At 70.4% G+C, this 23542-nt stretch carries 25 protein-coding genes; 11 read left to right on the forward strand and 14 right to left on the reverse strand.

The annotated features are described in order from the left end of the window. Nucleotides 1-3: 3 nt before the first annotated feature. Nucleotides 4-1026 (forward strand): LacI family DNA-binding transcriptional regulator, encoded by a 1023-nt coding sequence (locus tag OHT21_RS19030; protein ID WP_328769536.1) that lies wholly within the window; start codon nt 4-6, stop codon nt 1024-1026. An 81-nt stretch (nt 1027-1107) separates the two neighbouring features. On the opposite strand, the gene OHT21_RS19035 is transcribed toward OHT21_RS19030, so the two are convergent. Both OHT21_RS19035 and OHT21_RS19040 read right to left on the reverse strand, forming a co-directional pair. After that, on the reverse strand, nt 1108-1362 hold the full coding sequence (locus tag OHT21_RS19035; protein ID WP_328769537.1) for a CocE/NonD family hydrolase C-terminal non-catalytic domain-containing protein: 255 nt from the start codon (nt 1360-1362) through the stop codon (nt 1108-1110). A gap of 136 nt (nt 1363-1498) precedes the next feature. After that, a complete protein-coding gene (locus tag OHT21_RS19040) occupies nt 1499-1648 on the reverse strand; it encodes a hypothetical protein (RefSeq protein WP_328769538.1) in 150 nt (49 codons plus the stop codon). A gap of 74 nt (nt 1649-1722) precedes the next feature. On the opposite strand from OHT21_RS19040, the gene OHT21_RS19045 reads away from it, so the two are divergent. Both OHT21_RS19045 and OHT21_RS19050 read left to right on the forward strand, forming a co-directional pair. Continuing rightward, nucleotides 1723-2688 carry an endonuclease/exonuclease/phosphatase family protein gene (locus OHT21_RS19045; RefSeq protein ID WP_328769539.1) on the forward strand — a complete coding sequence of 322 codons (966 nt, stop codon included), beginning with the start codon at nt 1723-1725 and terminating at the stop codon, nt 2686-2688. Nucleotides 2689-2788: 100 nt separating this feature from the next. After that, the gene (locus OHT21_RS19050) at nt 2789-3226 is read left to right on the forward strand and encodes a nuclear transport factor 2 family protein (protein ID WP_328769540.1); all 438 of its coding nucleotides are present in this window, start codon (nt 2789-2791) and stop codon (nt 3224-3226) included. Between the two features lie 9 nt (nt 3227-3235). Here OHT21_RS19050 and OHT21_RS19055 read toward each other — a convergent pair whose 3' ends face one another. Further along, on the reverse strand, nt 3236-4342 hold the full coding sequence (locus OHT21_RS19055) for an NAD(P)/FAD-dependent oxidoreductase (RefSeq protein WP_328769541.1): 1107 nt from the start codon (nt 4340-4342) through the stop codon (nt 3236-3238). 152 nt (nt 4343-4494) lie between these two features. Between OHT21_RS19055 and OHT21_RS19060 the strand changes: the two genes are divergently transcribed. Further along, nucleotides 4495-4803, forward strand: coding sequence for a DUF1257 domain-containing protein (locus tag OHT21_RS19060; protein WP_328769542.1), 309 nt, complete (start codon nt 4495-4497; stop codon nt 4801-4803). A gap of 18 nt (nt 4804-4821) precedes the next feature. Here the strand turns inward: OHT21_RS19060 and OHT21_RS19065 are convergent, their stop codons facing one another. Continuing rightward, nucleotides 4822-6420: a hypothetical protein gene (locus tag OHT21_RS19065; protein WP_328769543.1), complete on the reverse strand. Its 1599-nt coding sequence runs from the start codon at nt 6418-6420 to the stop codon at nt 4822-4824. Nucleotides 6421-7934: 1514 nt separating this feature from the next. Between OHT21_RS19065 and OHT21_RS19070 the strand changes: the two genes are divergently transcribed. After that, entirely contained in the window at nt 7935-8282 is a 348-nt protein-coding gene (locus tag OHT21_RS19070; protein WP_328774145.1) for a transcriptional regulator, read from the forward strand. Next, a complete protein-coding gene (locus OHT21_RS19075) occupies nt 8279-8950 on the forward strand; it encodes a nucleotidyl transferase AbiEii/AbiGii toxin family protein (RefSeq protein ID WP_328769544.1) in 672 nt (223 codons plus the stop codon). The genes OHT21_RS19070 and OHT21_RS19075 overlap by 4 nt, the downstream gene beginning before the upstream one ends. 87 nt (nt 8951-9037) lie before the next feature. Here OHT21_RS19075 and OHT21_RS19080 read toward each other — a convergent pair whose 3' ends face one another. After that, a complete protein-coding gene (locus tag OHT21_RS19080) occupies nt 9038-10048 on the reverse strand; it encodes a winged helix-turn-helix domain-containing protein (protein WP_328769545.1) in 1011 nt (336 codons plus the stop codon). A gap of 81 nt (nt 10049-10129) precedes the next feature. On the opposite strand from OHT21_RS19080, the gene OHT21_RS19085 reads away from it, so the two are divergent. Then, a complete protein-coding gene (locus OHT21_RS19085; RefSeq protein ID WP_328769546.1) occupies nt 10130-11365 on the forward strand; it encodes an MFS transporter in 1236 nt (411 codons plus the stop codon). Here OHT21_RS19085 and OHT21_RS19090 read toward each other — a convergent pair. Next, nucleotides 11261-11506 (reverse strand): DUF397 domain-containing protein, encoded by a 246-nt coding sequence (locus tag OHT21_RS19090; RefSeq protein ID WP_328769547.1) that lies wholly within the window; start codon nt 11504-11506, stop codon nt 11261-11263. The genes OHT21_RS19085 and OHT21_RS19090 overlap by 105 nt on opposite strands. Further along, nucleotides 11503-12327, reverse strand: a complete 825-nt coding sequence (locus OHT21_RS19095) for a helix-turn-helix domain-containing protein (RefSeq protein ID WP_328769548.1) — start codon at nt 12325-12327, stop codon at nt 11503-11505. Before OHT21_RS19095 ends, OHT21_RS19090 begins: the two co-directional genes overlap by 4 nt. A gap of 86 nt (nt 12328-12413) precedes the next feature. Here OHT21_RS19095 and OHT21_RS19100 point away from each other — a divergent pair, with 86 nt between their 5' ends. Then, a complete protein-coding gene (locus OHT21_RS19100; RefSeq protein ID WP_328769549.1) occupies nt 12414-12872 on the forward strand; it encodes an ATP-binding protein in 459 nt (152 codons plus the stop codon). On the opposite strand, the gene OHT21_RS19105 is transcribed toward OHT21_RS19100, so the two are convergent. The 3 genes from OHT21_RS19105 to OHT21_RS19115 all read right to left on the reverse strand — a co-directional run bounded on the left by OHT21_RS19105 (nt 12850) and on the right by OHT21_RS19115 (nt 14711). Further along, a complete protein-coding gene (locus tag OHT21_RS19105) occupies nt 12850-13215 on the reverse strand; it encodes a PH domain-containing protein (protein WP_328769550.1) in 366 nt (121 codons plus the stop codon). The two genes, OHT21_RS19100 and OHT21_RS19105, sit on opposite strands and share 23 nt — an antisense overlap. A gap of 81 nt (nt 13216-13296) precedes the next feature. Continuing rightward, on the reverse strand, nt 13297-14100 hold the full coding sequence (locus OHT21_RS19110; RefSeq protein ID WP_328769551.1) for a maleylpyruvate isomerase family mycothiol-dependent enzyme: 804 nt from the start codon (nt 14098-14100) through the stop codon (nt 13297-13299). A 20-nt stretch (nt 14101-14120) separates the two neighbouring features. Further along, nucleotides 14121-14711 (reverse strand): TetR/AcrR family transcriptional regulator, encoded by a 591-nt coding sequence (locus tag OHT21_RS19115; protein ID WP_328769552.1) that lies wholly within the window; start codon nt 14709-14711, stop codon nt 14121-14123. Between the two features lie 72 nt (nt 14712-14783). On the opposite strand from OHT21_RS19115, the gene OHT21_RS19120 reads away from it, so the two are divergent. Next, the gene (locus OHT21_RS19120) at nt 14784-15572 is read left to right on the forward strand and encodes an SDR family NAD(P)-dependent oxidoreductase (protein WP_328769553.1); all 789 of its coding nucleotides are present in this window, start codon (nt 14784-14786) and stop codon (nt 15570-15572) included. A 49-nt stretch (nt 15573-15621) separates the two neighbouring features. On the opposite strand, the gene OHT21_RS19125 is transcribed toward OHT21_RS19120, so the two are convergent. Next, nucleotides 15622-16536, reverse strand: a complete 915-nt coding sequence (locus tag OHT21_RS19125) for an SMP-30/gluconolactonase/LRE family protein (protein WP_443050392.1) — start codon at nt 16534-16536, stop codon at nt 15622-15624. A 36-nt stretch (nt 16537-16572) separates the two neighbouring features. Between OHT21_RS19125 and OHT21_RS19130 the strand changes: the two genes are divergently transcribed. Further along, on the forward strand, nt 16573-17079 hold the full coding sequence (locus OHT21_RS19130) for a glutathione peroxidase (protein ID WP_328769555.1): 507 nt from the start codon (nt 16573-16575) through the stop codon (nt 17077-17079). 186 nt (nt 17080-17265) lie between these two features. Here OHT21_RS19130 and OHT21_RS19135 read toward each other — a convergent pair whose 3' ends face one another. Both OHT21_RS19135 and cseB read right to left on the reverse strand, forming a co-directional pair. Beyond that, nucleotides 17266-18483, reverse strand: a complete 1218-nt coding sequence (locus OHT21_RS19135; protein ID WP_328769557.1) for a sensor histidine kinase — start codon at nt 18481-18483, stop codon at nt 17266-17268. 16 nt (nt 18484-18499) lie between these two features. Then, a complete protein-coding gene (cseB, locus tag OHT21_RS19140; protein ID WP_443050643.1) occupies nt 18500-19120 on the reverse strand; it encodes a two-component system response regulator CseB in 621 nt (206 codons plus the stop codon). A gap of 435 nt (nt 19121-19555) precedes the next feature. Between cseB and OHT21_RS19145 the strand changes: the two genes are divergently transcribed. Then, complete coding sequence (locus OHT21_RS19145) at nt 19556-21115, forward strand: trypsin-like serine protease (RefSeq protein WP_328769560.1); 1560 nt, start codon at nt 19556-19558, stop codon at nt 21113-21115. A 108-nt stretch (nt 21116-21223) separates the two neighbouring features. Here OHT21_RS19145 and OHT21_RS19150 read toward each other — a convergent pair whose 3' ends face one another. Beyond that, entirely contained in the window at nt 21224-23356 is a 2133-nt protein-coding gene (locus OHT21_RS19150) for an MFS transporter (RefSeq protein ID WP_443050393.1), read from the reverse strand. Nucleotides 23357-23542: the final 186 nt, after the last annotated feature.

Genomic DNA, 23542 nt, shown 5'->3' on the forward strand with positions numbered 1-23542 from the left:
GCCATGGCAGCGAACCGCCGCCCCACCCTGGCCGATGTCGCACGAGAAGTCGGCGTCAGCGCCAAGACCGTCTCGCGTGTCCTCAACGAGGACGGACCCGTCTCGGCTCAGACGCGGGAACAGGTACTCGCCGCGATGGCCAGGCTGGGCTTCCAGCCGAACCTCATGGCGCGCAACATCCGCGTCGGCGGTCCGGACACCACCATCGGACTGGTCATCCCCGACCTCGCCAACCCCTTCTTCGGAGCCGTGGCCCGCGCCATCGAGGACACCGTCCGGGACCGGGGCCTGACCCTGCTCATGGGCTCCTCCGCCGACGACCCCGACCGCGAACGCGCCCTGACGGACAAGTTCCTAGCCCGGCGCGTCAGCATCCTGATCGTCGTGCCGTCCGTGGGCGCCGACCACTCCCACCTCAAGTCGCACCGTACGGCGGGGCTGCCCGTCGTCTTCCTCGACCGCCCGGGAGTCGGCCTGTCCACGGACAGCGTCGTCAGCACCAACCGCGCCGGCTCCCACGAGGGCGTCGCCCACCTCGTCGCCCACGGGCACCGCCGCATCGGATTCGTCGGCGACCTGCCCGTCAAGCTGTACACCCGCCGCGAGCGCCTCACCGGCTACCGGGCGGCTCTGCAGGAAGCCGACATCCCCTACGACCGCTCGTTGCTCGCCAGCGCACACGATCAGCCGGGGGCCGAGGCCGCGACCGCCCAGCTCCTCGAACTGGCCGATCCCCCCACGGCGTTGTTCGCCGGAAACAACATCATGGCGCTCGGCATCGTCGCCGAACTCGCCCGCAGCAAGCGCAAGGACGTAGCCGTCGTCGCCTTCGACGACGTCTCCCTCGCCGAGGCACTGGAACCGGCCCTGACCGTCGTCGCCCAGGACCCCGAAGAACTCGGCCGCAGCGCCGCGGCCACCGCACTGTCCCGCCTCGACGGCGACCGCTCCCGGGCTCGCACCATCACCGTCCCCACCCGGCTGATCGTCCGGGGCTCGGGAGAACAACCCGCGCCCAAGCCGTAAGCGCGGCCTGCCCCTGACGGCCGATGGCCATCAGAGCGGCTTGAGGCGGGCCTTGAGCAGGCAGGTCTTCAGGGCGTACGGCTACGCGAGCCCGTCCACCCCTCCCTCCACCCACACCCGCAGACACGACGGGTGCCCCACGTCCATGTGCACGCTGTTCGTGGCTACGGCGGTGCGGCGGGCCGCTGCCTCCGGGGTGCCGGTGTTGGTGTTGACGTCGAAGCGGGGGAAGTTGCTGGAGGAGATGTCGAGGCGGATGCGGTGGCCGGCGGCGAAGCGGTTCGCCGTGTCGGGGGCGGTGACCTCGATCTCGTACACCTGGCCCGGAGTGAGCAACTCCGGCTTCTCGGTGGAGCGGTGGAACGACAGCGGGCGATGCCGTCGGTGAGTCGATCCTGTGCGGGGTCGTCGCCCTCGCCGGCTGGGTGCTGCACGTCTCCGGGCTGCGGGTCGAGGATCCCTCCTCGGGTGATCAGGTCGGCGTACGCAACGCCCTGTCGGCGGACGCCGTACGGGACCTGATCACCGGCGCCGAGGAGCCCTTCGTCACCTTCGGCCCGCTCGGCATCGTGCTCTGGTACGCCACCGACTCGCCACGGATGTCATCCAGCGACTGGGCCACGATGTCCTCGCGACCGTGGCGCGGTGAACCGCCCGACGGGCGAAGCGCGTCCTCCGTCCGAGCGAGGAGGCAATGTGGTCGTACGCGGGGTGCGCGACGCGCAAGAGCGGCGGAGTGGGCGGCGGTGGGAGTACGGGCTCGTCGCCTGTGCCCTCTGCGTTGCCGGGCTGCTGGTCTTGCACTCCGCCGTGCCCAACTGGGTTGGGCGTCTTGGGAGTTTCCTGGAGACGTTTCTTCCGTGGCTGGGGGCGGCCGTTCCGCTGCTGGGCGGGGTCGCCCTGCTCAAGCGGTCGGTGGTGGGGCTGCTTGCCTGTCTGGTGCCCGCGCTTGCCTGGTTCTGGATGTTCGGCGGGCTGTGGTTCGGGGCGTCGCCGGGCTCGTACGACCTGACCGTCGTCCAGCACAACGTGGCCGACGACAAGTTCGACCCCTCCGGCACCGCACGGGCACTGCTCGGCGCGCGCGGCGACCTCGTGGCCGTACAGGAGCTGACGCCCGCGGCGCGCGCCGCGTACGAGGACGTCCTGGGCGGCTCGCTCCCCCACCGGGCGGTACGCGGCACGGTCGGGCTCTGGTCCGCGTACCCCCTGTCGGACGTGCGGCCCGTGGACATCCGGCCCGCCGGCTTCCCGGACAGCTGGCAGCGCGGACTGCGCGCCACAGTCGCCGCGCCCGAGGGCGAGGTCGCGGTGTACGTGGCCCACCTGCCGTCGATCCGCCTCGGCGCGACCGGCCTGGCATCGGCGGCCCGCGACGAGAGCGCGGCACTGCTCGGGGAGCAGATCGCGTCCGACCCGGCCGAACGGCTCCTGGTCGTGGGCGACCTCAACGGCACCGTGCAGGACCGAGGGCTGGATCCGCTCACCTCCCAACTGTCCGCTCCCGACGCGGGATTCGCGTTCAGCTGGCCAGCCTCCCTGCCAGTGGCGCGGATCGACCACGTACTCGGCAAGGAGGTCGAGGTGACCGAGGTGTCGACCCTGGACTCGACCGGAAGCGACCACTTGCCGATCGTCGGCCGCGTACGTCTTGGCTCATGACGCCCATCCCCGTGGCCCAACTCGCCGAACTCACTGCCCCGTTCCGCACTTACCTCTGACGTAATCGACGCTCCGGCAGTGTCCCGGCAGGCTGGGCTCCATGACGACTGACACCACGCATACCGCCACCGCCACCGCTGACGCCACCCGCGCCACCGTCCAGAAGTTCCTCGCCCTCCGCCTCGCCGGGGACACCGAGGGGCTCACCGCGCTCTTCGCCGACGACGTCGACTGGATGCTCGCCGAGAATCCTGTGGTCCCGTGGATCAGGCCCCGGTCCACCACCGCCGAATGCGCCGCTCAGGCTGCGGAGTTGGCCGAGCACACCGTGGCCGAGGACGCCCGCGCGTCCGTCGACACGATCCTCGTCGACGGCACCGACGCCGTTCTGATGGGGCACCTCTCGGGGACCGTCCGCGCGACGGGCAAGTCCTTCGCGGGTCCCTTCGCGCTGCGGCTCAGCGTCGAGGGTGGGCGGATCACCCGGCACCACCTGTACGAGAACAGTGTGTCGATCGCGGCGGCGTGTACGCCCTGACGCAGGGGCTCAGGCCGCCGTGTACCCCAACTGCCGTCGCATGTACGGGGTCATGAGGTTCTTCGCCTTGGCCAGGGCGCTGGTGCGGCCGCCCAGGACCGCTGTTTCGCCGCCCGGTACGGGGAGCATCGTCACGCCGTCTGCCGGGCCGAAGGGGACGATCAGGGGGGTGCGGTGGATCGGGCGGTAGAAGCGGGGCTCCTTGCGGTGTTTGCCGGAGCTTTGGAGGTACATGCGGATGTTGTGGGCGGCCAGGTCTGCTTGGGCGAGTGCGGCGGGGGTGAGTTTGAGTTCGCTGATGTTGTTCACGTCGCCTACCGCGAACACGTCTTTCCAGCCCTCTACCCGGAGTGACTTGTCGACCTTGACCTGGCCGGCCGGGTTCAGCCAGTCGCCGTGTCCGGCCAGGCGGAGCCAGAGCGTGTTGGGGGTGGTGCCCGTGGTCCAGAAGGAGAGGTCGGCTTCGATGATGGTGCCGCGGGCGTCGCGGTAGGTGCCGAAGTCGTAGCCGGGGGACATGAAGGAGTCGAGCCGTACCTCCACGTTGTGGGATTCCAGCCAGGAGCGGGCCTTGCGCCCGGCCCGTGCGCTGCCCGTGGAGTCGAGCAGCGCGGCACCGGAGTGGGCGAGCGTGACGCGGGCGTCCGGCCGGGCCAGCCGTATCTCGGCGGCGAGTTCGACGCCGGAGGGACCGCCGCCGACGACGAGGGCATGCTCGGCATGGGCGATGTTCTGCTGGTGCTCGGCGAACGACTTGGCCGCCTCTTCGGGCGTCGTACCGGTGAAGCGGGCCGGTTCGGGGTAGTCGGCGCCGGTGGCGATCACCACCACGTCGTACGGCAGCCGTTCACCCGTGGCGAGCGCCACCTGCCGTTCCGTGGTGTCGATGCGGACCACCTTGCCCACGGCCACCCGGCCCTTGGTGAGCAGCCGGTCGTACGGGATGAAGGGCGCCCCCGTCCACTCCGGGTCCACGCCCGCGCGCAGTGAGGCGATGCGGTGGAAGAAGACCTCTTTGCGGTCCACGAGCGTGACGCGCGCCTGCCCGTCCAACCGTTTCGCCAGACGGACGCCCGCATAACCGCCGCCGATCACCACTACGTCGCGGTCCCGCACGTCAACTCTCCTGTGCCTTGTGGGGGTAACGGGGGCCGCGACACATGCCGTCGTGTTTCGGCAACCCGACTGCTGGCGAGCGTATGACTTGAAACTTAAAGTTGCGGTTTTGTTTGGTGTGAATTCTGTGAAGTGACGTGACGAATGAGCCGATGTATGGCCCGTCTCGAGTAACGGTCCTGACCGGGCGGGCGGATTCCGCCGCTTCGGCCCCCTTCCCTTCGGGACCCCTCCCGGCCGAGCTGGTCTCGCCTGGGACTTGGCGGACGGGTTCGAGGCGCACAGCGGCAAACCCGGCAACCGACCGCGGCAAGCACGACGAGACCTGGCTGGGAAAAGTGACCGCCCGCCACGCCTACCACCTCACGGCCAGCACCCTGGAGGCCCAGGGCTTCAGCATGGCCGAGGAGACGGTGGAGCGGGACGGGACGGTCAGGATGGTGCTGCGGCGGTTCGAGTGAGCCGCTCTGAAGGGGACGTCAGACCGTCGGCTCGAGGGGCTCGGTGAGGTCCGGCAGGGTCGGGAAATCGGGAAGTCCCGGGTAGCTGCTCCCGCTCACCATGTACGCGCAGTTGGTGTACTCGTAGCCGGGTTCGATGCTCATGCCGTCGGCCTCGTTCGTGACGTCCTCCGAATCATCGCCGGCGTACTTGATGAGGGTGTGGTAGTCGCCGGCGGGCAGGTTGAGGAAGTCGGTCGGGTAGTAGGTCGAACTGTTCTTGCAGGCGACGTCCTGGGCCGCCGCCCTGCTGGAGTACTTGGTGCAGCCGTCGCAGGCCGCGAGGGTGATACGGCCGGTGACCGGGCCGGTGTAGAGGAACTCGACCGGGGTCGGGGAATCGTTGCTGATCTCCAGGGGCATCTTGGCGCCGCCCGGGCTACGGGACGGCGGCAGCTTCTTGCCCGCCTCGGGCCGCTCCTCGGCGATCTCCGCGGCGATGGCGATCTGCCAGGCGCGCTTCGCGTTCTTGTTGTCCTTGTACGTGTCGGCGAAGTCGCTGAGCGTGGCGGCCGCCGCGCCGAACTTGTCGTCCTTGAACTCGTCGACCCCGCAGGCGTACGTGCCGGACTCCACCGCGTTCTCGGCGTCCGTACGCAGCCCGTCGCCGGGGCTGCCCTCGGGCAGGCCGCCCACGGTCGTGCTGATGGCCTGCAACTTCTCGTTGGCCGGGCAGGGGTCGCTGCCCTTCAGCGCCTTGGACTGGTCGGCGATCTTCGCGCTGACGGCCGGTCCGACCTTGGCGGCCGGTTCCGAGTCGGCGAAGTCCCGCAGGAGTTCGGCCAGTTCCCCGCCGTTCGCCGTCGATGTGGGCACGGCGTCGGAGCCGAGGTCCGTGATGCCGCACTCGTAGAGCGAGGTGGCGAGGGGCTCCTCGGGCCAGGAAGTGAGGGAGCCGAACTGCATGCCCTTCATTCGGTCGGGCAGCTTCCACAGATACTTCAGCGGTTCCAGGGCCTCGCAGTACTCCTTCTCGCGGTACGGCGCGCCGACTGTGTCGTAGAACCGGTCGAGGCTGCCGGGGACGCGCTTGGCCGCCCGGCTGCCGGGATGGTCGTCGCCGAGCGCACGGTAGGCCTTCAGCGCGCGCTCGTAGTCATCCTTCGCCTCGGCGAAGCCGCCGTCGCGCTGCGAGGCGGTGGTGACCAGCCGGTCCGTCTTGTCGAGCCGGTCGAGGAGCATCTGCTGATACGCCTCTTCCCGCGCCGCCTCGTACCCCACGGCTCCTCCGGCCGGCACGACGAGCAGCGCCAGCCCGAGCCCGGCGGCGACCATCGGCCGCACCGGCAACGTGAGCCGCGTACGGCGTCCGAGCCACGCCCCGTGGGCCGCGGCCAGCACCAGTACGAGGCCGTACGCCCACACCGCCCCGCCCGGAACCCCGTCCGGGTCGGCGGGCAGCGCGGCCACCAGCAGCCAGCCGGTCGCGATCCAGCACAGGGCGGCCTGCGGCCAGCGCCGCATGAATACGTACCCCAGCCCGAGCCCGCTGAGGTTGAACAGCCCCGCCGCCGCAGCCCGCCACGAGTCCGGCGGCACAGCATCCTCGGGCTCGTCCTCCGGCAGCGTGTAGGTCAACCACTCGGAGGCCGGCGGGACGGAGGGCGGGCTTTGGGGGAGCGGGGGCGGGGGTGAGGACGGGGGCGCGGGCGGCAGCGGAGGCACCGCCGGCGCGGGCGCCGCGGGCGCCGCGGGCCCGGGCGGTGCCGGAGGTACGTCGGGCGCGGGCGCCGCGGGCTCGGGCGATGACGGGGGTACGTCGGGCGCGGACGGAGGTGTGTCCGGCGCGGACGCCACGGGCCCGGGCGGCACCGGAGCTTCCGACGCGGCGGACGCAGGCTCGGGCCACGACGGAGGTACGTCCGGCACGGTCGATGCGGGCTCGGGCGATGACGGGGGTACGTCGGGCGCGGACGGAGGTGTGTCCGGCGCGGACGCCACGGGCCCGGGCGGCACCGGAGCTTCCGACGCGGCGGACGCAGGCTCGGGCGATGACGGAGGTACGTCCGGCACGGTCGATGCGGGCTCGGGCGATGACGGAGGTACGTCGGGCGCGGACGGAGGTGTGTCCGGCGCGGACGCCACGGGCCCGGGCGGCACCGGAGCTTCCGACGCGGCGGACGCAGGCCCGGGCGATGACGGGGGTACGTCCGGCGGAGGCGGCGCGGACGACGCAGGCTGGGACCCCGACGGAGGCACTTCCGACGGAAGCGGCGCGGACGACGCAGGCGGCGCGGACGGAGGTACGTCCGACGCGGAGGACGCCGGCTCGGGCGACGACGGCGGCGCGTCGGCCACGGACGATGCGGGCTCGCGCGACACCGGAGGCACGTCCGACGGAGGCAGCGCAGACAGCGCGCGCTCGGACCCCGGCGGAGTCGCGTCCGACGGAGGCACATCGGCCACGGACGATGCGGGCTCGCGCGACGACGGAGGTACGTCCGACGGAAGCGGCGCGGACGACGCAGGCGGCGCGGACGGAGGTACTTCCGACGCGGAGGACGCCGGCTCGGGCGACGACGGCGGCGCGTCGGCCACGGACGATGCGGGCTCGGGCGACACCGGAGGCACGTCCGACGGAGGCGGCGCAGACAGCGCGCGCTCGGACCCCGGCGGAGTCGCGTCCGACGGAGGCACATCGGCCACGGACGATGCGGGCTCGCGCGACGACGGAGGTACGTCCGACGGAAGCGGCGCAGACGACGCAGGCACGGAGCCCGGCGGAGGCGGCGCGGACGACATGGGCTCGGGTCCTGGCGGAGGTGCGTCCGGCGGGGGCCCGGGCGGTGCCGGAGTTACGGACGGCGGTGGCGGCGAAGGCGGTGGCGTGTCTTCCGGCTCTGGTCCGCCGCTCGACGGCTCTTGTGTGCCACCGGCCCCCGTTGGCTCTTCGGACCCACTCATACCGACTCACTCCCCCAACTGCCGTATGGACAGGACATCTTGCCCCATTTACAGGTTCCTTATGCTCCCGCAGGTCACTGGGGAGGGGTCCCGAGCGCACGGAAGAAAACTGAACGGAAGGTGACGGGCCGATCACTCTCGTGCCCGTGACGGAGAGCGCAGCCGGAGCCCTGCGCAATAATCGGGACATGGCCTCCTCGTCCTCCGTTTCCGAGATCCGCCGAGCCACGTTCGCCCGACGGCTGCCCACGGAGCTCACGGCACTCGCCGGCCCTACCCACGGGACCGTGAAACTGCCGCTGCACCTGGCCTGGTCCGGGCTTACCGAGTTCGACCTGGACGAGCCACGCCTGCGCATGAGTTACTACCGCATCGTCCTGGCCGAGGCTCTCCACGACGACCTGGTCCAGTACCTCGACCGGGACCTCCTCATCAGCATGTGGCCGACCCTGCGCACGCTGATCAGCCGCGACCTCCGCGATGTCTGGGAATCCGCCTTTACCGAGCTGGCGCAACGCACCCAGGCTGTTGCGTGAATCTGACCGAACTGCACCGCCGCCTGCTCGCCGACGTACTCGCCGTAGGCACTCCCTATCCGCTCGCGCTCACCGGCGGCTATGCCGTGCAGGCCCACGGCCTGGTCGCCCGCCTGAGCCAGGACCTCGACGTCGCTACCGAGAACCCTGAACCCATGGCGGAGATCGCTGCGACCGTGCGCGCGGGGTTGGAGGAACGGGGCTGGCAGGTCAGGGAGTTGAAGGCCGAGCCGCTCTCCGCGCGCCTGATCGTCGCCGACCCGGACAGCGGCGAGGAGTGCGAGGTCGACGTCCTCAAGGAAACCCTCTGGCATCCGCCCGTACAGACCGAGTACGGGCTGGTCCTCGCCCTCGAAGATGTCGTCGGCACCAAAGTCCGAGCCCTGGCCGACCGCGGCCTCGCCCGTGACCTCGTCGACGTCCGAGCCGCCGCCGACCGCTGGAGCCGCCCGGAACTCGAAGAACTGGGCCGCCGCCACGCCCCGGACACCTTCGACCTCTCCGACCTCCAGGCCCGCCTGGTCGGCACGGAGTGGATCGACGACAGGGAGTTCGCCGCCTACGGAGTGGATGACGAGGCGATCTCGAACCTGCGCCGCTGGGCGCAGGAGTGGGCGGACGACATCGCGGAACGGCTCATGGAGATGGACGTTCCGGAAGACGAATGACCGTACCGAGAGAGTGCGGCTACGGCTGCGGCCCGGGGGGGGTGGGGAGGCTGTTGCGGGAAATTGTGACACTTGGCCCCTCGAGTGTCACAATTTCCCGCAACAGCCTCCCCCTGCCCTGACGAGAACCTCGCCCGCCGGCGTCCGAAAGTAGAGCACCGACCGTCCCGCCCGCCGCCGCTGGACGAGCCCGGCGTCGAGCAGGATCTTCAGGTGGCGGCCGACGGAGCCGAGTCCGTAGCCCGTGACGGCCACCAACTGGCTCGTACTCAAAGGGGAGTTGAGGAGAGCGAGTACGCCGGCCCGTGCGGGGCCGAGCAGCCTGTTGAGGCTTTCGGGTGCGGCGGACGGCTCCGCTCCGGCCAGGGCGCCCGAGCACGGGTACACGACCGCGTAACGGTGCGGCTCCTTCCAGGAGACCCAGCCGTGCCGCTGGGGCGTGACCGGGACGAAGAAGAGTTCGGCGCCGGAGATCTCGCGGGGCGGGTATTCGTGCAGGTTGACCTGGAGCCGGTTCTGGCCGAGCCAGCGCATGCCCGGCCGCATGGCGTCGAGCGCGGCAGCCCAGCCGCCCTGGCTCAACTGGGCGGTACGGGCGACGACATCGGCTTCGAGTACGCGTCGCCGCCGGGCCCAGTAGGGGCGTACGGCTTCGGCCCATACGTACTGGAGCAGGTCGGCGGCACGGGCCGGAAGGTCGTCGCGGTCCTGGAGGATGCGCGGCAGCGGGTCGCCGCGCAGGGCGTGCGGGCTGCCGCCCAGGGCGACGGCGAGGTGGGAGCGGGCGGCCTCGGGCGACGCCTCCCGTACGCGCGCCACTTCCGCCTCGAACTCCTCCGGCTCTCCCGTCGGGGTCGGCGTGAGGAAGTCGGCGATCCACGCCTTGCCGAGACCGGCCCGTACGAGGGCGGCGGTGACAGGATCGGCCGCCAACCGCCTTCTGTACCAGCCCAGATGGGCATCGAGCCAGGCCCGCTCGCCGGGGTGCGCGGCCGTCCCCGCGTGCAGCAACTTGAGACCGGCGAAGGTCTCGGCGAGCGGCGACAGCACGAAACGGCTCCCGGCGAGGGTGTCGGCGTTGACCTGCCACCACCCCATGCCTGTCCGCCCCCGGTCTCGCGGTTTCGCCTCAGTGCGAAACATTAACGGCCGGGATCCGGACGCTCCGAGACTCCGCTCATGCGCTCCTACCAATCCCTGTTCCGCACACGGGAGTTCACGCCGCTGTTCCTGACCTCCCTCGTCCAGGTCGCCCCGCAGACGATGAGCGGACTGGCCCTGGGCACGCTGGTGTACGACGCCACCGACTCGCCCCTGCTCTCGGCGCTGAGCATGTTCGGCCCGTCCCTGGCCCAAGTCCTGGGCGCGACCACGCTCCTGTCGGCGGCCGACCGGCTGCCGCCCCGGGCGACGATGACGGGCATCGCGCTGACATTCGCGGCGGGTACGGCGGTCCTGGCGACGCCCGTGCCCCTGTGGGCGATCTTCGCCCTGATCCTGCTGCTGGGCCTGGTGGCCTCACTGAGCGGCGGAGTCCGCTGGGGTCTGCTGAACGAGATCCTGCCCAAGGACGGCTATCTGCTGGGGCGTTCGGTCTTCAACATGGCGAACGGGCTCACGCAGATCACCGGGTACGCGACCGGTGGCGTCCTGGTCACGCTCCTGTCGCCACGCGGCACGCTGCTCACGGCCGCCGCGCTCTACCTCGCGGCAGCGATCACGGCCCGCGTCGGCCTGACCCGCCGCCCGCCCCGCGCGTCGGGCCGCCCCTCCGTCGCCGAGACCTGGCGCACGAACGCCCGCCTGTGGTCGTACGCACCCCGCCGCAACGTCTACCTGCTCCTCTGGCTCCCGAACGGCCTGATCGTCGGCTGCGAGTCCCTGTACGTCCCGTACGCCCCCGACCACGCAGGCATGCTCTTCGCGTGCGCGGCGCTCGGGATGTTCGTGGGGGACGTGACGGTCGGTCGCTTCCTCCCGCCCGGCGTACGGCAACGGTTCGGCATCCCGCTGCTTCTGCTGCTGGCCGCGCCCTACCTGGTGTTCACGCTGCGGCCGGGTGTGCCGGTGGCGGCGGCCGTCGTGGCCGTGGCCTCCGTCGGCTTCGGCGCGAGCCTGGTCCAACAGGAACGGCTGATGTCCCTGACCCCATCCGAACTCAGCGGCCACGCCCTCGGGTTGCACTCCGCCGGGATGCTCACGATGCAGGGGGTGAGCGCGGGGCTGGCGGGGGCGGTGGCCCAACTGACGTCGGCGGGCGTGGCGATGGTGGTGATGGCCGCCGCGTCGATCGCGGTGACGGTGTCGCTGTCAGTCGCGGTCGCGCGCGAGCGTGAGGAACGACGTCCAGGTGGCGGGGGTGACGGTGAAAAGCGGGCCGTCGGGGGTCTTGGAGTCGCGGATGTGGATGGCTGAGGGGTGGGTGGCTACCTCGACGCAGTCGCCTCCCTCGCTGCCGCTGTAGCTGGACTTCCGCCATGCGTAGGCGACTTCGAGGCAGTCGCCGCCTTCGTCGCCGCTGTAAGTCGACTTGAACCAGTACAGTGCGCCGCTCATTGCTCTCCCAGCAGACGGTCCAACAGGCTCCTGGTGTCTTCGGTGTTGAGGGCCTGCGTCCGCAGCATCGCATACTTCTGCGCGAGGATCGCCACCTCGTCCGGATCACCGACCAGCTGGCTGCCGCGCTGAGTCTCGCTGTAGGCCAGGCGCTGGTGATCGGGTGTCTCCAGCAGGACGAAGGAACCGTTGAGTCCGGCGTGAGTGGTGCGGCCGAACGGCATCACCTGCAAGGCAAGTCCGGGCAGTTCGGCGTACTCGCGCAGGCGCCGCAACTGCTCCACGTACACCTCCTTGCCACCCAGGAAGTCCATGAGTACCGCCTCCCAGATCACGAAGCTGGTGGTCGGCGGCACCTTGCGGTGCAGAATCTGCTGGCGCTCGATACGCGCCGCGACCTTCTGCTCGATCTCGTCCTCGTCGTAGACGGGAACGCGGCTGCGGAAGACCGCCCGGGCGTAAGCCGTCGTCTGCAACTGACCGGGCAGCACCTGGTTCTGGTAGGAGGAAATCGCGATCGCCTGCTGCTCGTAGTCGACGAACTCCTCGGCGAAGCGCGGGATGAGGTCCACCTCGGGCATGTTGTCCACGGCCGCGACCAACACCCCCTTGCTGTCGAGGATCTTGTCCAACAGCTCCGCGAAGTCCGCCTTCAACGGCCGTCTGCCCTGCTCGATCGAAGCGATCGTCTCCTCTTCCACCGACGCCCGCCCGGCAAGCGTCCGTTGGGTGAAACCGGCCGCCCGCCGCAGCACGGCCAACTGCGCGCCGACCATCTTCATCGCCGATGCGTTCTTGCGCGAACGCTTCCTGGAGTTCATACGGGTCCAACTCCCCACCGCGGTACGTACGTTCACGGCGACAGGCCCGTACAAGAATTCCGTACGAGCCCACGCACTGCTCCATCATGAGCACAGAGCGTGACACTCGTCCCGTGAACAACGAAAACTCACCCGCTCCCCGCGAACGCTTCTACCGGCGAGAACGCCAATCGATCCCGGCGGCAAGGGAGTTCACGAAGGCCGCGCTGAAGGACTGGGGCGTACCGCCAGCGACGTACGACGACGTCCTGCTGTGCGTCAGCGAGCTCACCACCAACGCGCTGCTCCACGGCGTACCCCCGGGCCGGGGCTTCCGCCTCTGCCTGTTCCCGCACGGCGACGGCCTGCTCCGCGTGGAGGTCCACGACAGCGGCGACGGACAGCCGCGCGTCGTACCGTCCGCAGGAGAGTCGGGGCGCGGCCTGCTGCTCGTGTCGGCGGTGGCGGACAAGTGGGGCGTGGCCGAGCGGGACCCGGGGAAGATCGTGTGGTGCGAGTTCGCGTACGCCGTACGGGAGTTGGCTAGCGGGCCACGAACTGCGTGAGGATCGCCTGGACTTCGTAGATGTCGACGCCCTTGGTGAAGGTCTTCTCGATCGGGGCCGGGATGCCGGAGATCCAGATCTTCAGTTCGGCGTCGAGGTCGAAGTGGCCGGCGGTCTCGACGGAGAAGTGGGTGATGCTGCGGTACGGGACGGAGTGGTACTCCGTCTTCTTGCCGGTGATGCCCTGCTTGTCGATCAGGATGAGGCGGCGGTCGGTGAAGAGGATGGTGTCCCGGATCAGCAGGTACGCGGCGTACACCTGCTCGTCCATGCCGAGCAGTCGCGCGTACTCGTGCTGGGCCTTCGCGGGATCGACGGTGTGGGCGTTTCCGAACAGTGCCATCTGAAGTCCCCCAGTGGATGGTGAAGTTGGCGGCTCGCGTACCGCCAACTCGCTCTTCCTTCAGTGTCGCAGGACGTCCCGTCAAATGACGTTGACGGTGTCGAGGAAGCGGGCGCCGAGGTCGGTGTCGCCGGTGATGGTCACGTCGCGGTCGCGCCAGGACGAGCGCTGCGTGCCCCAGTCGGGGAAGGTCAGCGCGGGGGCGGTGATGTGCGCGGCGACCTTGCCGTCGGACGGAGCCAGGCCGCCTGCCTCGTCGATCCACCAAGTCCCGCCACCGGGGCCGGTGAGCGTCAGGGCGACGCGGGCGTCGAGCCCGGCTACCGGCGCCTTGGCGACCTGGTTGCTCAGTACGGCGATCATCCAGGTCAGGACCGCGCGCATGCGGTCCGCGTCGGTGGGCGGTACGGGCCGGCCGAGCGCTGGGGCCATGTCGTGGCGCAGGTGGGTGTGATGGTCGAAGACGAGGGCGCCAGCCATCAGCAGACCCAGGGGGAAGCGACCGAGTTCGGCCAGCCGCATCCGCGCTCGGGCGGCGGGCGTGCGTCTGACGAGGTCGAGGATCGTGGTGGCGCGTCGGCTGGCGCGCTGGTATTCGGCCGTCACCTTGGCGCGGCGCCAGTTCCGCCGTCGGTCGACGGGGTCCTCGTTCGCCTGTTCCAGGCTGGCAGCGAAGGTCGTGCGCAGTCCGGTGGGTACGTAGAAGCTCCGTGCCGTCGCACCTATGTGGGCGACGACGTCGGCGATGCGCCAGCCGGCTGCGGCGCTGGGCGCGGTCCATTCGTCGTCGGTGAGGCCGCTGGTGAAGTTCAGCATCTCGGCTCGTTCGGCGCGCAGGGCGGCGGCCATGTTCGGCAGGTCGGCGGGGGGCAGGCGCTTGCTCATGTCGTTGTCTTCCCTGGTGGTCAGGCGGGGCGGCGGATGGCCTGTACGGCCGTGTCGTAGAGGTCGAAGGTGTCGGCCTTTCCGCCCAGGCGCACCCACTCTTCTGTCGCGGCCTGGAGGCAGGTGATGGCCGCGGCCGCGATCGCGCGCGCCTCCAGGGCACGGTGGTCGGACTCGGGCAGCCGCGGCTCGATGAGCGGTGCGAACAGGTCTTGCCAGCGCGCCTGCTTCTCGGCGTGGCCGGCGCGCAGGGATTCGTTGCCGAACAGCAGGGTGACCAGTTCGAGGCGGCGCTCGGCGGTGCTCTCGATCTCCTCGAGCGCCTGGAACGCCGCACGCAGCGCTGTCCACGGGTCCTCGTCGGCCGGGCGCTCGGCGAGCCGCGCGGCGATCAACTCCCCTTGCTCGGACAGGCCGTTGAGGGCGAGGTCTTCCTTGTTGCGGAAGTAGTTGAACAGGGTCCGCTTGGAGACGCCCGCCGCGGCGGCGATCTCCTCGAGTGTCGTGTCGTCGTACCCCTTGGCGGCGAACAGTTCGAGGGCGGTACGGGCGATCAGCGCGCGAACCATCGAGCGGGTCTGCTCACGAAGAGATGCCGGTTTCTGAGCCATGCACCGATGGTACATCTCTTCGCGCGATGCAATTCCTTGCACTCAGTGCAAGCACGTGCGTAGAGTGCAGCCATGAGCAAAATCGACTATCGCCGCCAGACCGTCATCGTCACCGGAGCCAGCTCCGGGCTCGGCGCGGAATTCGCCCGCCAACTGGCCCGTCGCGGCGCGGATCTCGTACTCGTCGCCCGCCGCGCGGACCGGCTCAAGGACCTCGCCGACGAACTCACCCGCGCCCACGGCGTCACGGTGACCGTCGTCGCCCGCGACCTCGGCCAGCCCGACGCCGGCCGCACGCTACGCACCGAACTCGAATCCCGCGGCATCCACGCCACCGGCCTCGTCAACAACGCCGGCTTCGCCACCCACAACGCCCTCACCGACGAAGACCCGGACCGCCTGCAGAGCATGATCGCGCTGAACGTCAACGCCCTGGTCGACCTCAGCCGCGCCTACATCGACCCGCTGACCTCCACCGACACCGGAATCCTGATCAACGTCGCCAGCCTGCTGGGCTTCCAGCCGACCCCGTACCTGAGCGTCTACGGCGCCACCAAGGCCTTCGTCCTCAGCTTCACCGAATCTCTCTGGGAGGAGAGCCGCGACACCGGCCTACGCGTCCTCGCCGTGTGCCCCGGCGCCACGCAGACCGAGTTCTACGACGCCGCCGGCAGCCAGTCGGCCGACTACGGCGCGAAGCGAGTCACCCCCGAGCACGTCGTCAGGACCGCCCTGGACACGCTCGACCGCCGCTCCGCGCCCCCGTCGGTGATCACCAACGGCCGCCCGCTGGCCCTTGCCAGCAAGGTCCTGCCGCGCCGCCTGATCGTCCGGTTCATGGGCCGGATGGCCCGCCGTTGACGGGCGCTGCTCCTCCGACGCCCTGCTCAACTTCTTCCTAGAAGTCCCGTCAGAGCCGCGCGGCGCCCGTCACCGACATCATCAGCGAGTACAGCGACGTCGTCGCCGTGATGAACATGCGGTTGTTCTTCGGGCCGCCGAAAGCGATGTTGGAGACCGTTTCGGGGATCAGCAGGCGGCCGATGAGGGTGCCGTCGGGGTCGTAGCAGTGGACGCCGTCGTCGCAGGCGGCCACCCACAGGCGGCCCTCGTCGTCGAAGCGGATGTTGTCGAAGACTCCGCCGCCGGGGCGGCATTCGGCGAAGACCTTGCCCTCGCCGAGCGTGCCGTCGTCGTGGACGTCGAAGACGCGGACCTGGTTGAGGCGGGTGTCGGAGACGTACAACTGGCGCTCGTCCGGGGAGAGTACGAGCCCGTTCGGGCCGCGGAAGCCGTCGGCGGCCAGGGTCACGGAGCCGGTCGCCGGGTCGAGGCGGTAGACGTTGCAGGCGCCGATCTCGCTCTCCGCCCGGTGCCCCTCGTAGTCACTGAGGATCCCGAAGTCGGGGTCGGAGAACCACAGCATGCCGTCGGAACGTACGACCGCGTCGTTCGGGCTGTTGAGCCGCTTGCCGTCGTAACGGTCGGCCAGGACCGTCACCCGCCCGTCGTGCTCGGTGCGCGTCACGCGGCGGTTGCCCTGCTCGCAGCTGATCAGGCGGCCCTGGCGGTCGACGGTGTTGCCGTTGCTGTGGCCGGCCGGTGTGCGGAACACGCCGACCGTGCCGGTCGTCTCGTCCCAGCGCAGGAGGCGGTCGTTGGGGATGTCGCTCCAGATGACCTGGCGCCAGGCGGGGAGGTAGAGCGGGCCCTCGGCCCAGCGGCAGTCGTCGTACAGGCGCTCCAGACGCATGTCGCCGAGCGTGCAGCGGCCGGTGCGGAAGCGGTCGTCGAGTGTCTCGTAGATCCCATTCACCTTGGTCACGCGGGCGACCTTACCCAGCACGGTTAGCATCCGGGCATGACCACTGACGAATCATCTGCATCCGTGTACGACGTCGACATCGATGCCCTCCAGGGCGGCTCCGCCGACCTCGGGCAGTACAAGGGCAAGGCCGTACTCATCGTGAACGTTGCCTCCAGGTGCGGGCTCACTCCGCAGTACGCGGGCCTCGAGCGGCTGCACGAGCGGTACGCCGCGCAGGGCTTCACCGTGCTCGGGGTGCCCTGCAACCAGTTCATGGGCCAGGAGCCCGGGACGTCCGAGGAGATCGCGGAGTTCTGCTCGGCGACGTACGGCGTGACGTTCCCGCTGACCGAGAAGGTCGAGGTGAACGGGGACGGGCGGCACGCGCTGTACGAGCGGCTCGTGGCGACCGAGGACGCCGAGGGCCACAGCGGCGACATCCGCTGGAACTTCGAGAAGTTCCTCCTCGGCCGCGACGGCACGGTCCTCGCCCGCTTCTCCCCGCAGACGGAGCCGGAGTCCGCGGAACTCGTGGCGGCGGTGGAGAAGGCCGTCGTGTAACGCCACTTGACGGCCCACTTGACCTTGCCCCTGGGGCAGGGATCACCGTCCTCGTCACCGGGCGGCAGTCGCCCGGTGACGGAGGATGGTGCTTGAGCGCCGGGTGACCGGAGCGCCCCATTACGGACTCCCGTTACGGACTCCCGCACACTCGTAGGTCGGGCCTCGGGCGAGGCGGGGTGTCGGTCAGCCGGGCGGGAGGCGCAGTGTGGCTGTCGCGCCTCCGTCGGGCGCATTGGCGAACTCCAGGCGTGCCCGGATGACTTGTGCCTGGCCCAGCGCGATCGTCAGCCCGAGGCCGTGGCCCTGGCCGCGCTCAACCGCTCCGGTTCGGAAGCGTTGCGGCCCGTGCGCGAGCAGCTCCGCCGGGAAGCCCGGGCCGTGGTCGCGTACGACGATGGTGGCGCCGTCCACGGTCACGGTGACCGGTGCCCGCCCGTGCCGGTGGGCGTTGCCGACCAGGTTCGCGAGGATCCGGTCCAGCCGCCGTGGATCGGTGCGTACCGTCCCGGCGGCCGCCGCCGATACCCGCACCGTCAGCCCGGTGCGCCGTACCGAATCCTCCACCAGCTCGCCGAGCGGAACGGTCGCCGGCTCAGCCTGTTCCGCGCCCGCGTCCAGCTTCGACACCTCAAGCAGCTCCTCGACCAGCGTGCGCAGCACCCGGACCCGGTCCCGTACCAGATCGGTCGCCTCGCTCTCGGGCAGCAGTTCCGCCGAGGTGACCAGTCCCATCAGCGGGGTCCGCAGTTCGTGCGCCACATCGGCGGTGAACCGCTGCTCGCTGCGCAGCCGCCGCTCCAGGCTGCCCGCCATGTGGTCGACGGCCACCGAGATGTCCGCGATCTCGTCCCTGCTCCGCCCCGGGCCGCCGGTCCGCGCGTCCAGTTCACCTTCGGTGATGCGGCGCGCGGTGGCGGCGACCCTGCGCAGCCTCCGGACCAGGAGCTCGGTGGCCAGCGCTGACAGCGGAAGTACTGTGGCCAGCGCCGCGATCGCCGCGTACGCCATGTGCCGGTCGAGTGCCTGACGGCTGAGCCAGTCGAGGTCCATGTGGACGCGGACGCCCGTCCATCGGCCCTCGGACTCCTGGGCGGCCCACATCCAGGGCACATGTGCCACACGTGTGTCGTACCAGGTCTGAGGTCTGCCGTCGGCCTCGCGTACCTGCTCACGGAGAGTACGGGGCAGTTCGTGGGGGCTTCTGATGACGGCGTCGGCCGCGCCGGGCTTTCGCTGCCACGCGTCGGCGAGTTCGCTGAGAGCGCTGGCCTCGCCCTCCGCGATCGAGCGCTCGTACGTCGCTCTGTGCACGAGGACCCCGATGACCAGGGCGACCACGCAGCAGGCGATGCCCACCAACGCAGTGATCTTCCAGCGCAGCGAGGCGAAGGGGCGTGTCATGTCAGGGCGGGTCATGTCAGCGCACGAGCTTGTAGCCGAAGCCGCGGACGGTCTCGATCCGCTCGGCGCCGATCTTCTTGCGCAGCCGCTGCACGCACAGGTCCACGACCCTGCTGTCACCGTCCCAGCCGTAGTCCCACACATTGCGCAGCAGCGTCTGCCGCTCCAGCACCGTCCCCGGATGCGCGGCGAACTCCAGCAGCAGCCGCAGCTCGGTCGGCGTCAGGACCACGGGCTCACCTGCCACCCGCGCCTCCAGCCCGTCCGTGTCGAGCGTCAGGTCTCCGAAGGTGAGCACCGACTGGCCGTCGAGGGTCGGCTCGGTGCGGGTGAAGGTGGCCCTGCGCAGCAGCGCGCGTATCCGCGCCACCAGAACCGGGGACTCGACGGGCTTGACGACGTAGTCGTCCGCGCCTGCCTCCAGTCCCCCGACGACGTCGAGCGAGTCGCCGCGCGCGGACATCATCAGGATCGGCACCAAGCTGGTCTCCCGCACCCGTCGGCACAGTCCGATGCCGTCAAGGCCCGGCAGCATCACGTCCAGGAGCAGCAGGTCGTGTCCGCCCGCGCGGAACAGCTCAAGGCCTGCCAGCCCGTCCTCCGCGGATGCCACCGTGTAGCCGTAGCGCTCCAGCATGAGCCCCACGGCCCTGCGGATCACGGCGTCGTCCTCGACGAGGAGCACGTTCACGGACTCGGCCACCTGCCTCACCTGCTTACTTGTCACCCGCACGATTCAACGACACCAGGCACCACACGAGTAAGAAGGAAGACGGCCATCAGAGGTTGGCCGATGCGGCGACCGGGCGGCGATCGGGCGGTGATCGGCCGGTGATCGCTCCCGGTACGCGGCAGCGTCCATGCCGCCGCGGGATCGACCCCTGCCGTTCCAGGGCGCGTGCGCCAGGGCTGACACACAACTGAGCGGCTGCCGCGACGCGCCTGATACGTGGGTGAGACCAGCCGGAGGACTGCCCGGCCCAGGATCGGGGCCGGACGGGACGGCCGGGTGCTGTTCCTCCGTGCAAGCCCGCCGGAGCGGTGCCCGGCGGCGGACGAAAGGGACTCACTCATGCGTAAGTGGACAACAAGCCGAAGGGCGGCCGCGGTCCTGACGACGGGGGTCGCGGCGACCGCGACCCTGATGGCCGCCTTACCGGCGCAGGGCATCGTGGGTGGCACCGAGTCAACCCGCGCCTACTCGTTCATGGGCTCCTTCCAGCCGTCCTTCCCCGCCCCACCGCGCCCGGACAAACACGGCTGTGGGGTGGCGGTCCTCGCACCGCAATGGGTCCTGACCGCCAGCCACTGCGCCGGCCGGAACCCGACCGGCGCGAAGACGGGTGTCCCACGTGGCTGGAAGGTCCGGGTCGGGTCACTGGACACCCGCTCCGGAGGCGAGGTCGCCGAGGTCGACCACTACTACCGGCTGGCGACCAGTAGCGATGAGGGCGGGTTCTGGGGCCGCGACCTCGCGTTGATGCACCTGAAGACCCCGGTTCGGGCCAAGCCGGTACGGATCGCTTCGGCCACACCGCCGGACAACGCACCCGTCCGCATCATGGGCTGGGGCATGACCTGCGACGACACCGACAACGCGGCGTGTTCCCCCACGCGGCTGCGGGAGGCCGACACCGTGGTGCAGCCGATCTCGACGTGTCCGTCAGCCAGTAGCGGAGAGTTGTGCGTCGGCAGCCCCGACGGCAGCGTCGCCGCGTCCAACATGGACTCCGGCGGTCCCGCGCTGGTCCGCGACGGCGGCCGGTGGGCCGTGGCCGGTGTGGTCAGCGGCCCCGACGAAAGCGGCAAGACGCTGTACACCGATGTCACCCAGCACGCCGACTGGCTCAACGGCATCATCAAAGGCACCGACGTGCCCGCCGATGATCCGATCCCTGACGTGGCAGGCTCGGTGGACCTGGGCGGCTGTGCAGGCTCAGTGGTCCGCACCCCCGCCTCCCGGTCGCAGGACCCGGCGCTGTTGCTGACCAACGGTCACTGTGTGGAAGGACAGCGGCCCGCGCCCGGAACCGCGATAGTGGACCAGCCGGCCGGCCGCGAGGTGCCCATCGCCGACCGCCAGGGCTACCCACAGACCACCGCCCGTGCGAAACGGCTGGTGTACGCGACGATGACCGGCACCGACATCGCGCTCTACCGCCTGGACAAGACCTACGCGCAGTTGAAGGCCGAGGGCGCGAAGATCTTCCGGCTCACTTCCACTCCCGTACGCGCGGGCGACCCGCTGACCATGGCCTACACCAGCCGCCGCTTCGACTGCACCGCCGAGGCCGTGGTCACGCACCTGCGGGAGGGCGGCTACCAGCAGGACGACTCGATCCGCTACACCACCGGCGAAGACTGCGCCCCTTCGCACGGCACATCCGGTTCGGCGCTGCTGGCCCCCGACGGCACCACGGTCGTAGGGATCCACAACACCCACAACGTCGCCGGCGAGCAGTGCACCGACAACAACCCCTGCGAGGTGGGTCCGGACGGAGCCGTGACCTCCGTGCAGGGCCGTGGTTACGGCCAGCAGGTGTACCCGATCGCGGCCTGCCTGACCAAGGGCTCACGACTGGACCTGTCCCGCCAGGGCTGCGCCCTCACCGGCGCCACACCCCGCCCCTGACGACCACGACAGCCACTCCGGTGACCACAACCGATAGCGCCTCCGGCTGTAGCCATCTGGTCCTCATGGATGTTGGTACGCCCTGTCACCGGACCTGCGGAGCACGACTCACCGAACCTGCGGAGCACTAACCCCAACCCCGAGGAGCGCCTCCCGCATCTCCTCGGGGCACCCCGTGCCACGCGGCAACTGGTACCGCGCCGCAAGGCGATACGTACCGGCACGCGGAGCCACCAGCTCCGTCCACTCGTCGCCCTTCGCGTCCTCCTCCGCCTCCATCAGACACCCGGCGACGTTCTCGAACGACTTCGGAGCGTCCTCGTCGACCTCCCGCAACGCCTTGGACTCCTCCGTCTCCTCCGGAGGCGTGACGCTCTTGCCCTCGGCGTCGACCAGGCCCAGCCACGGCGAGTACGGGACACGTATCAGCACCCGCCCCGCCTCCTTCACCCGGATCGTCATCTCGTCCTGCCCGGCCCGCTCGACGACGGCGGGCGGGTCGGCGAGCGGCGTGGGATCGGTGACCTTGAAGAGCTGCCAGTTGGCGTCGCCCCAGATCTGCTTCAGATAGGGCTGGCCGCGCTGCACGAGCTCGCGTTCGCGCTCGCCGCCATCCCCGTCTAGCTCGTCCTTGGGCAGCACGACGTAGTGGACGGCCCAGCGCTTGAGCCACTCGTGATAGTTGGCGGAGTTCAGGGTGTCGTCGTAGAAGAGCGGGTTGCGCTCCATGTCGGCCTGCCGGTTCCAGCCCCGGGCGAGGTTCACATACGGCGCGAGCGCGGACGCCTCGCGGTGCGAGCGGGCCGGTACGACCTCCACGCGGCCCTTCTCGGCGCCCACCTCCTGGAGCTGGTCGACGATCGGGGCGAGCTCACGCGCCCAGGACGCGGCGGGCATCGCGTTGATGGTGTCGTCCACCGCCTTGAAGCCGATCCACACGACGAACCCCACACAGGCCACGACCAGCGCGTACCACCTGCGCGAACGCGGCACCGTGAACGGCAGCGCCGCCAGCAGCACGACCCCCGCGAACAGCATCGCGAGCCGCGTGATGTTGGACCCGATCTGCGAGCTGATCAACCAGACGAGGACGACGGACAGCCCGTACACCCCGGCCGTGATCCGGACCGTCTTCCACTCCCTCGGGACGAGGAACACGACGAAGCCCGAGAACAGGAAGGGCAGCACGACCGACCCGAACATCATCGGCTGCGTACCGGAGAACGGGAACAGCCACGCCGACACGCCCACGACGGCAGCGGGCGCGAGCCCCAGCGCGTACGCCCCCGGCCGCCGCTTCTGCAGGAACAGCGCCACCGCGACCAGCCCCACGAACAGCCCCGCCACCGGCGACGCGGCGGTCGCGATCGCGGCGAGCGGGGCGGCGCACAGCGCCTTGGCCCAGCGCTTGTAGCGCCAGCGGTACGGCCAGCAGAAGACGACTGCGGTCGCGCCCAGCGCGAACACCATGCCGAGACCGAAGGTCACCCGGCCGGACACGGCGTTGCAGAAGAGCCCGAACACGCCCATCAGGGCGGGCCACTTCACATCCCGTACGGCCCAGCTGCGCATGAGGATCAGCGTGAGCAGGCCCGCCGAGACGGTCCCCGCGATCATCATCGTCGGCCGCACACCGAGCACCGACATCAGATACGGCGACACCACGCTGTACGACACGGGGTGCATGCCCCCGTACCAGGCGAGGTTGTACGCCGAGCCCGGGTGCCGCCCGACGAACTCCGCCCAGGCGTCCTGCGCCGCGAGATCGCCCCCGCTGTTGGCGAACGTGAAGAACCAGACGACGTGCAGCACACCGGCGAGGGCTGTGGCGAGGGTGGCGGGGTGGCGGAGGAAGCGGGCGAAGGGGGCGGGTCCCGTCGGGGACGTCGGGGACGTCGGCGGTGCGGCGGAGTCGCGGCCTTCCCGCGCTGCACGGCCTTCCCGCGCTGCGTGGCCTTCCCGCGCTGCGTGGCCTTCCCGCGCTGCGTGGCTGTCGCCGCCGGTCTCGTCGCGGCTGCGGTCGTGGGCCCCTTGAGGCGCTTCCCGGGTGCCGTCGTGGGCCTCTTGAGGCGCTTCCCGGGTGCCGTCGTGGGCCCCTTGAGGCGCTTCGCGGGTGCCGTCGTGGGTCTGGTCGCGGCCCTCGGCCTCCCGCGCATGCTCAGCTGCATGCTCGGCTATTCGCGGGCCGGCTCCTCGGCTCGGCTCGGCGTCTTCGGCGTGCGTCGACTCCGCTGTCGCCACGTAAAAGGCACTCCCCGTGTCTCATTGTTCGCTGTCGGCCGGGCTCCGCGACCCGCCAGCGGTCTTGGTGAACTCCGGTGCGATACCGCGCCCTAGGGAGGCCGCAGGCCTCTCAGGGGCGCCGGGCTGTGTACATTTGCGGCTCCACCGCGCGGGCGCGACCAGCCCCCACCGGCCCGCAGGTTC

Source organism: Streptomyces sp. NBC_00286, from assembly GCF_036173125.1.
Taxonomy (GTDB): domain Bacteria; phylum Actinomycetota; class Actinomycetes; order Streptomycetales; family Streptomycetaceae; genus Streptomyces.

Coding starts and splice junctions, on each gene's coding strand:
- OHT21_RS19030 (WP_328769536.1), top strand. CDS start 4: ATGGCAGCGAACCGCCGCCCCACCCTGGCCGATGTCGCACGAGAAGTC.
- OHT21_RS19050 (WP_328769540.1), top strand. CDS start 2,789: ATGACGACTGACACCACGCATACCGCCACCGCCACCGCTGACGCCACC.
- OHT21_RS19060 (WP_328769542.1), top strand. CDS start 4,495: ATGTATGGCCCGTCTCGAGTAACGGTCCTGACCGGGCGGGCGGATTCC.
- OHT21_RS19070 (WP_328774145.1), top strand. CDS start 7,935: ATGGCCTCCTCGTCCTCCGTTTCCGAGATCCGCCGAGCCACGTTCGCC.
- OHT21_RS19080 (WP_328769545.1), bottom strand. CDS start 10,048: ATGGGGTGGTGGCAGGTCAACGCCGACACCCTCGCCGGGAGCCGTTTC.
- OHT21_RS19085 (WP_328769546.1), top strand. CDS start 10,130: ATGCGCTCCTACCAATCCCTGTTCCGCACACGGGAGTTCACGCCGCTG.
- OHT21_RS19090 (WP_328769547.1), bottom strand. CDS start 11,506: ATGAGCGGCGCACTGTACTGGTTCAAGTCGACTTACAGCGGCGACGAA.
- OHT21_RS19095 (WP_328769548.1), bottom strand. CDS start 12,327: ATGAACTCCAGGAAGCGTTCGCGCAAGAACGCATCGGCGATGAAGATG.
- OHT21_RS19100 (WP_328769549.1), top strand. CDS start 12,414: ATGAGCACAGAGCGTGACACTCGTCCCGTGAACAACGAAAACTCACCC.
- OHT21_RS19105 (WP_328769550.1), bottom strand. CDS start 13,215: ATGGCACTGTTCGGAAACGCCCACACCGTCGATCCCGCGAAGGCCCAG.
- OHT21_RS19110 (WP_328769551.1), bottom strand. CDS start 14,100: ATGAGCAAGCGCCTGCCCCCCGCCGACCTGCCGAACATGGCCGCCGCC.
- OHT21_RS19115 (WP_328769552.1), bottom strand. CDS start 14,711: ATGGCTCAGAAACCGGCATCTCTTCGTGAGCAGACCCGCTCGATGGTT.
- OHT21_RS19120 (WP_328769553.1), top strand. CDS start 14,784: ATGAGCAAAATCGACTATCGCCGCCAGACCGTCATCGTCACCGGAGCC.
- OHT21_RS19130 (WP_328769555.1), top strand. CDS start 16,573: ATGACCACTGACGAATCATCTGCATCCGTGTACGACGTCGACATCGAT.
- OHT21_RS19135 (WP_328769557.1), bottom strand. CDS start 18,483: ATGACACGCCCCTTCGCCTCGCTGCGCTGGAAGATCACTGCGTTGGTG.
- cseB (WP_443050643.1), bottom strand. CDS start 19,120: ATGCTGGAGCGCTACGGCTACACGGTGGCATCCGCGGAGGACGGGCTG.
- OHT21_RS19145 (WP_328769560.1), top strand. CDS start 19,556: ATGCGTAAGTGGACAACAAGCCGAAGGGCGGCCGCGGTCCTGACGACG.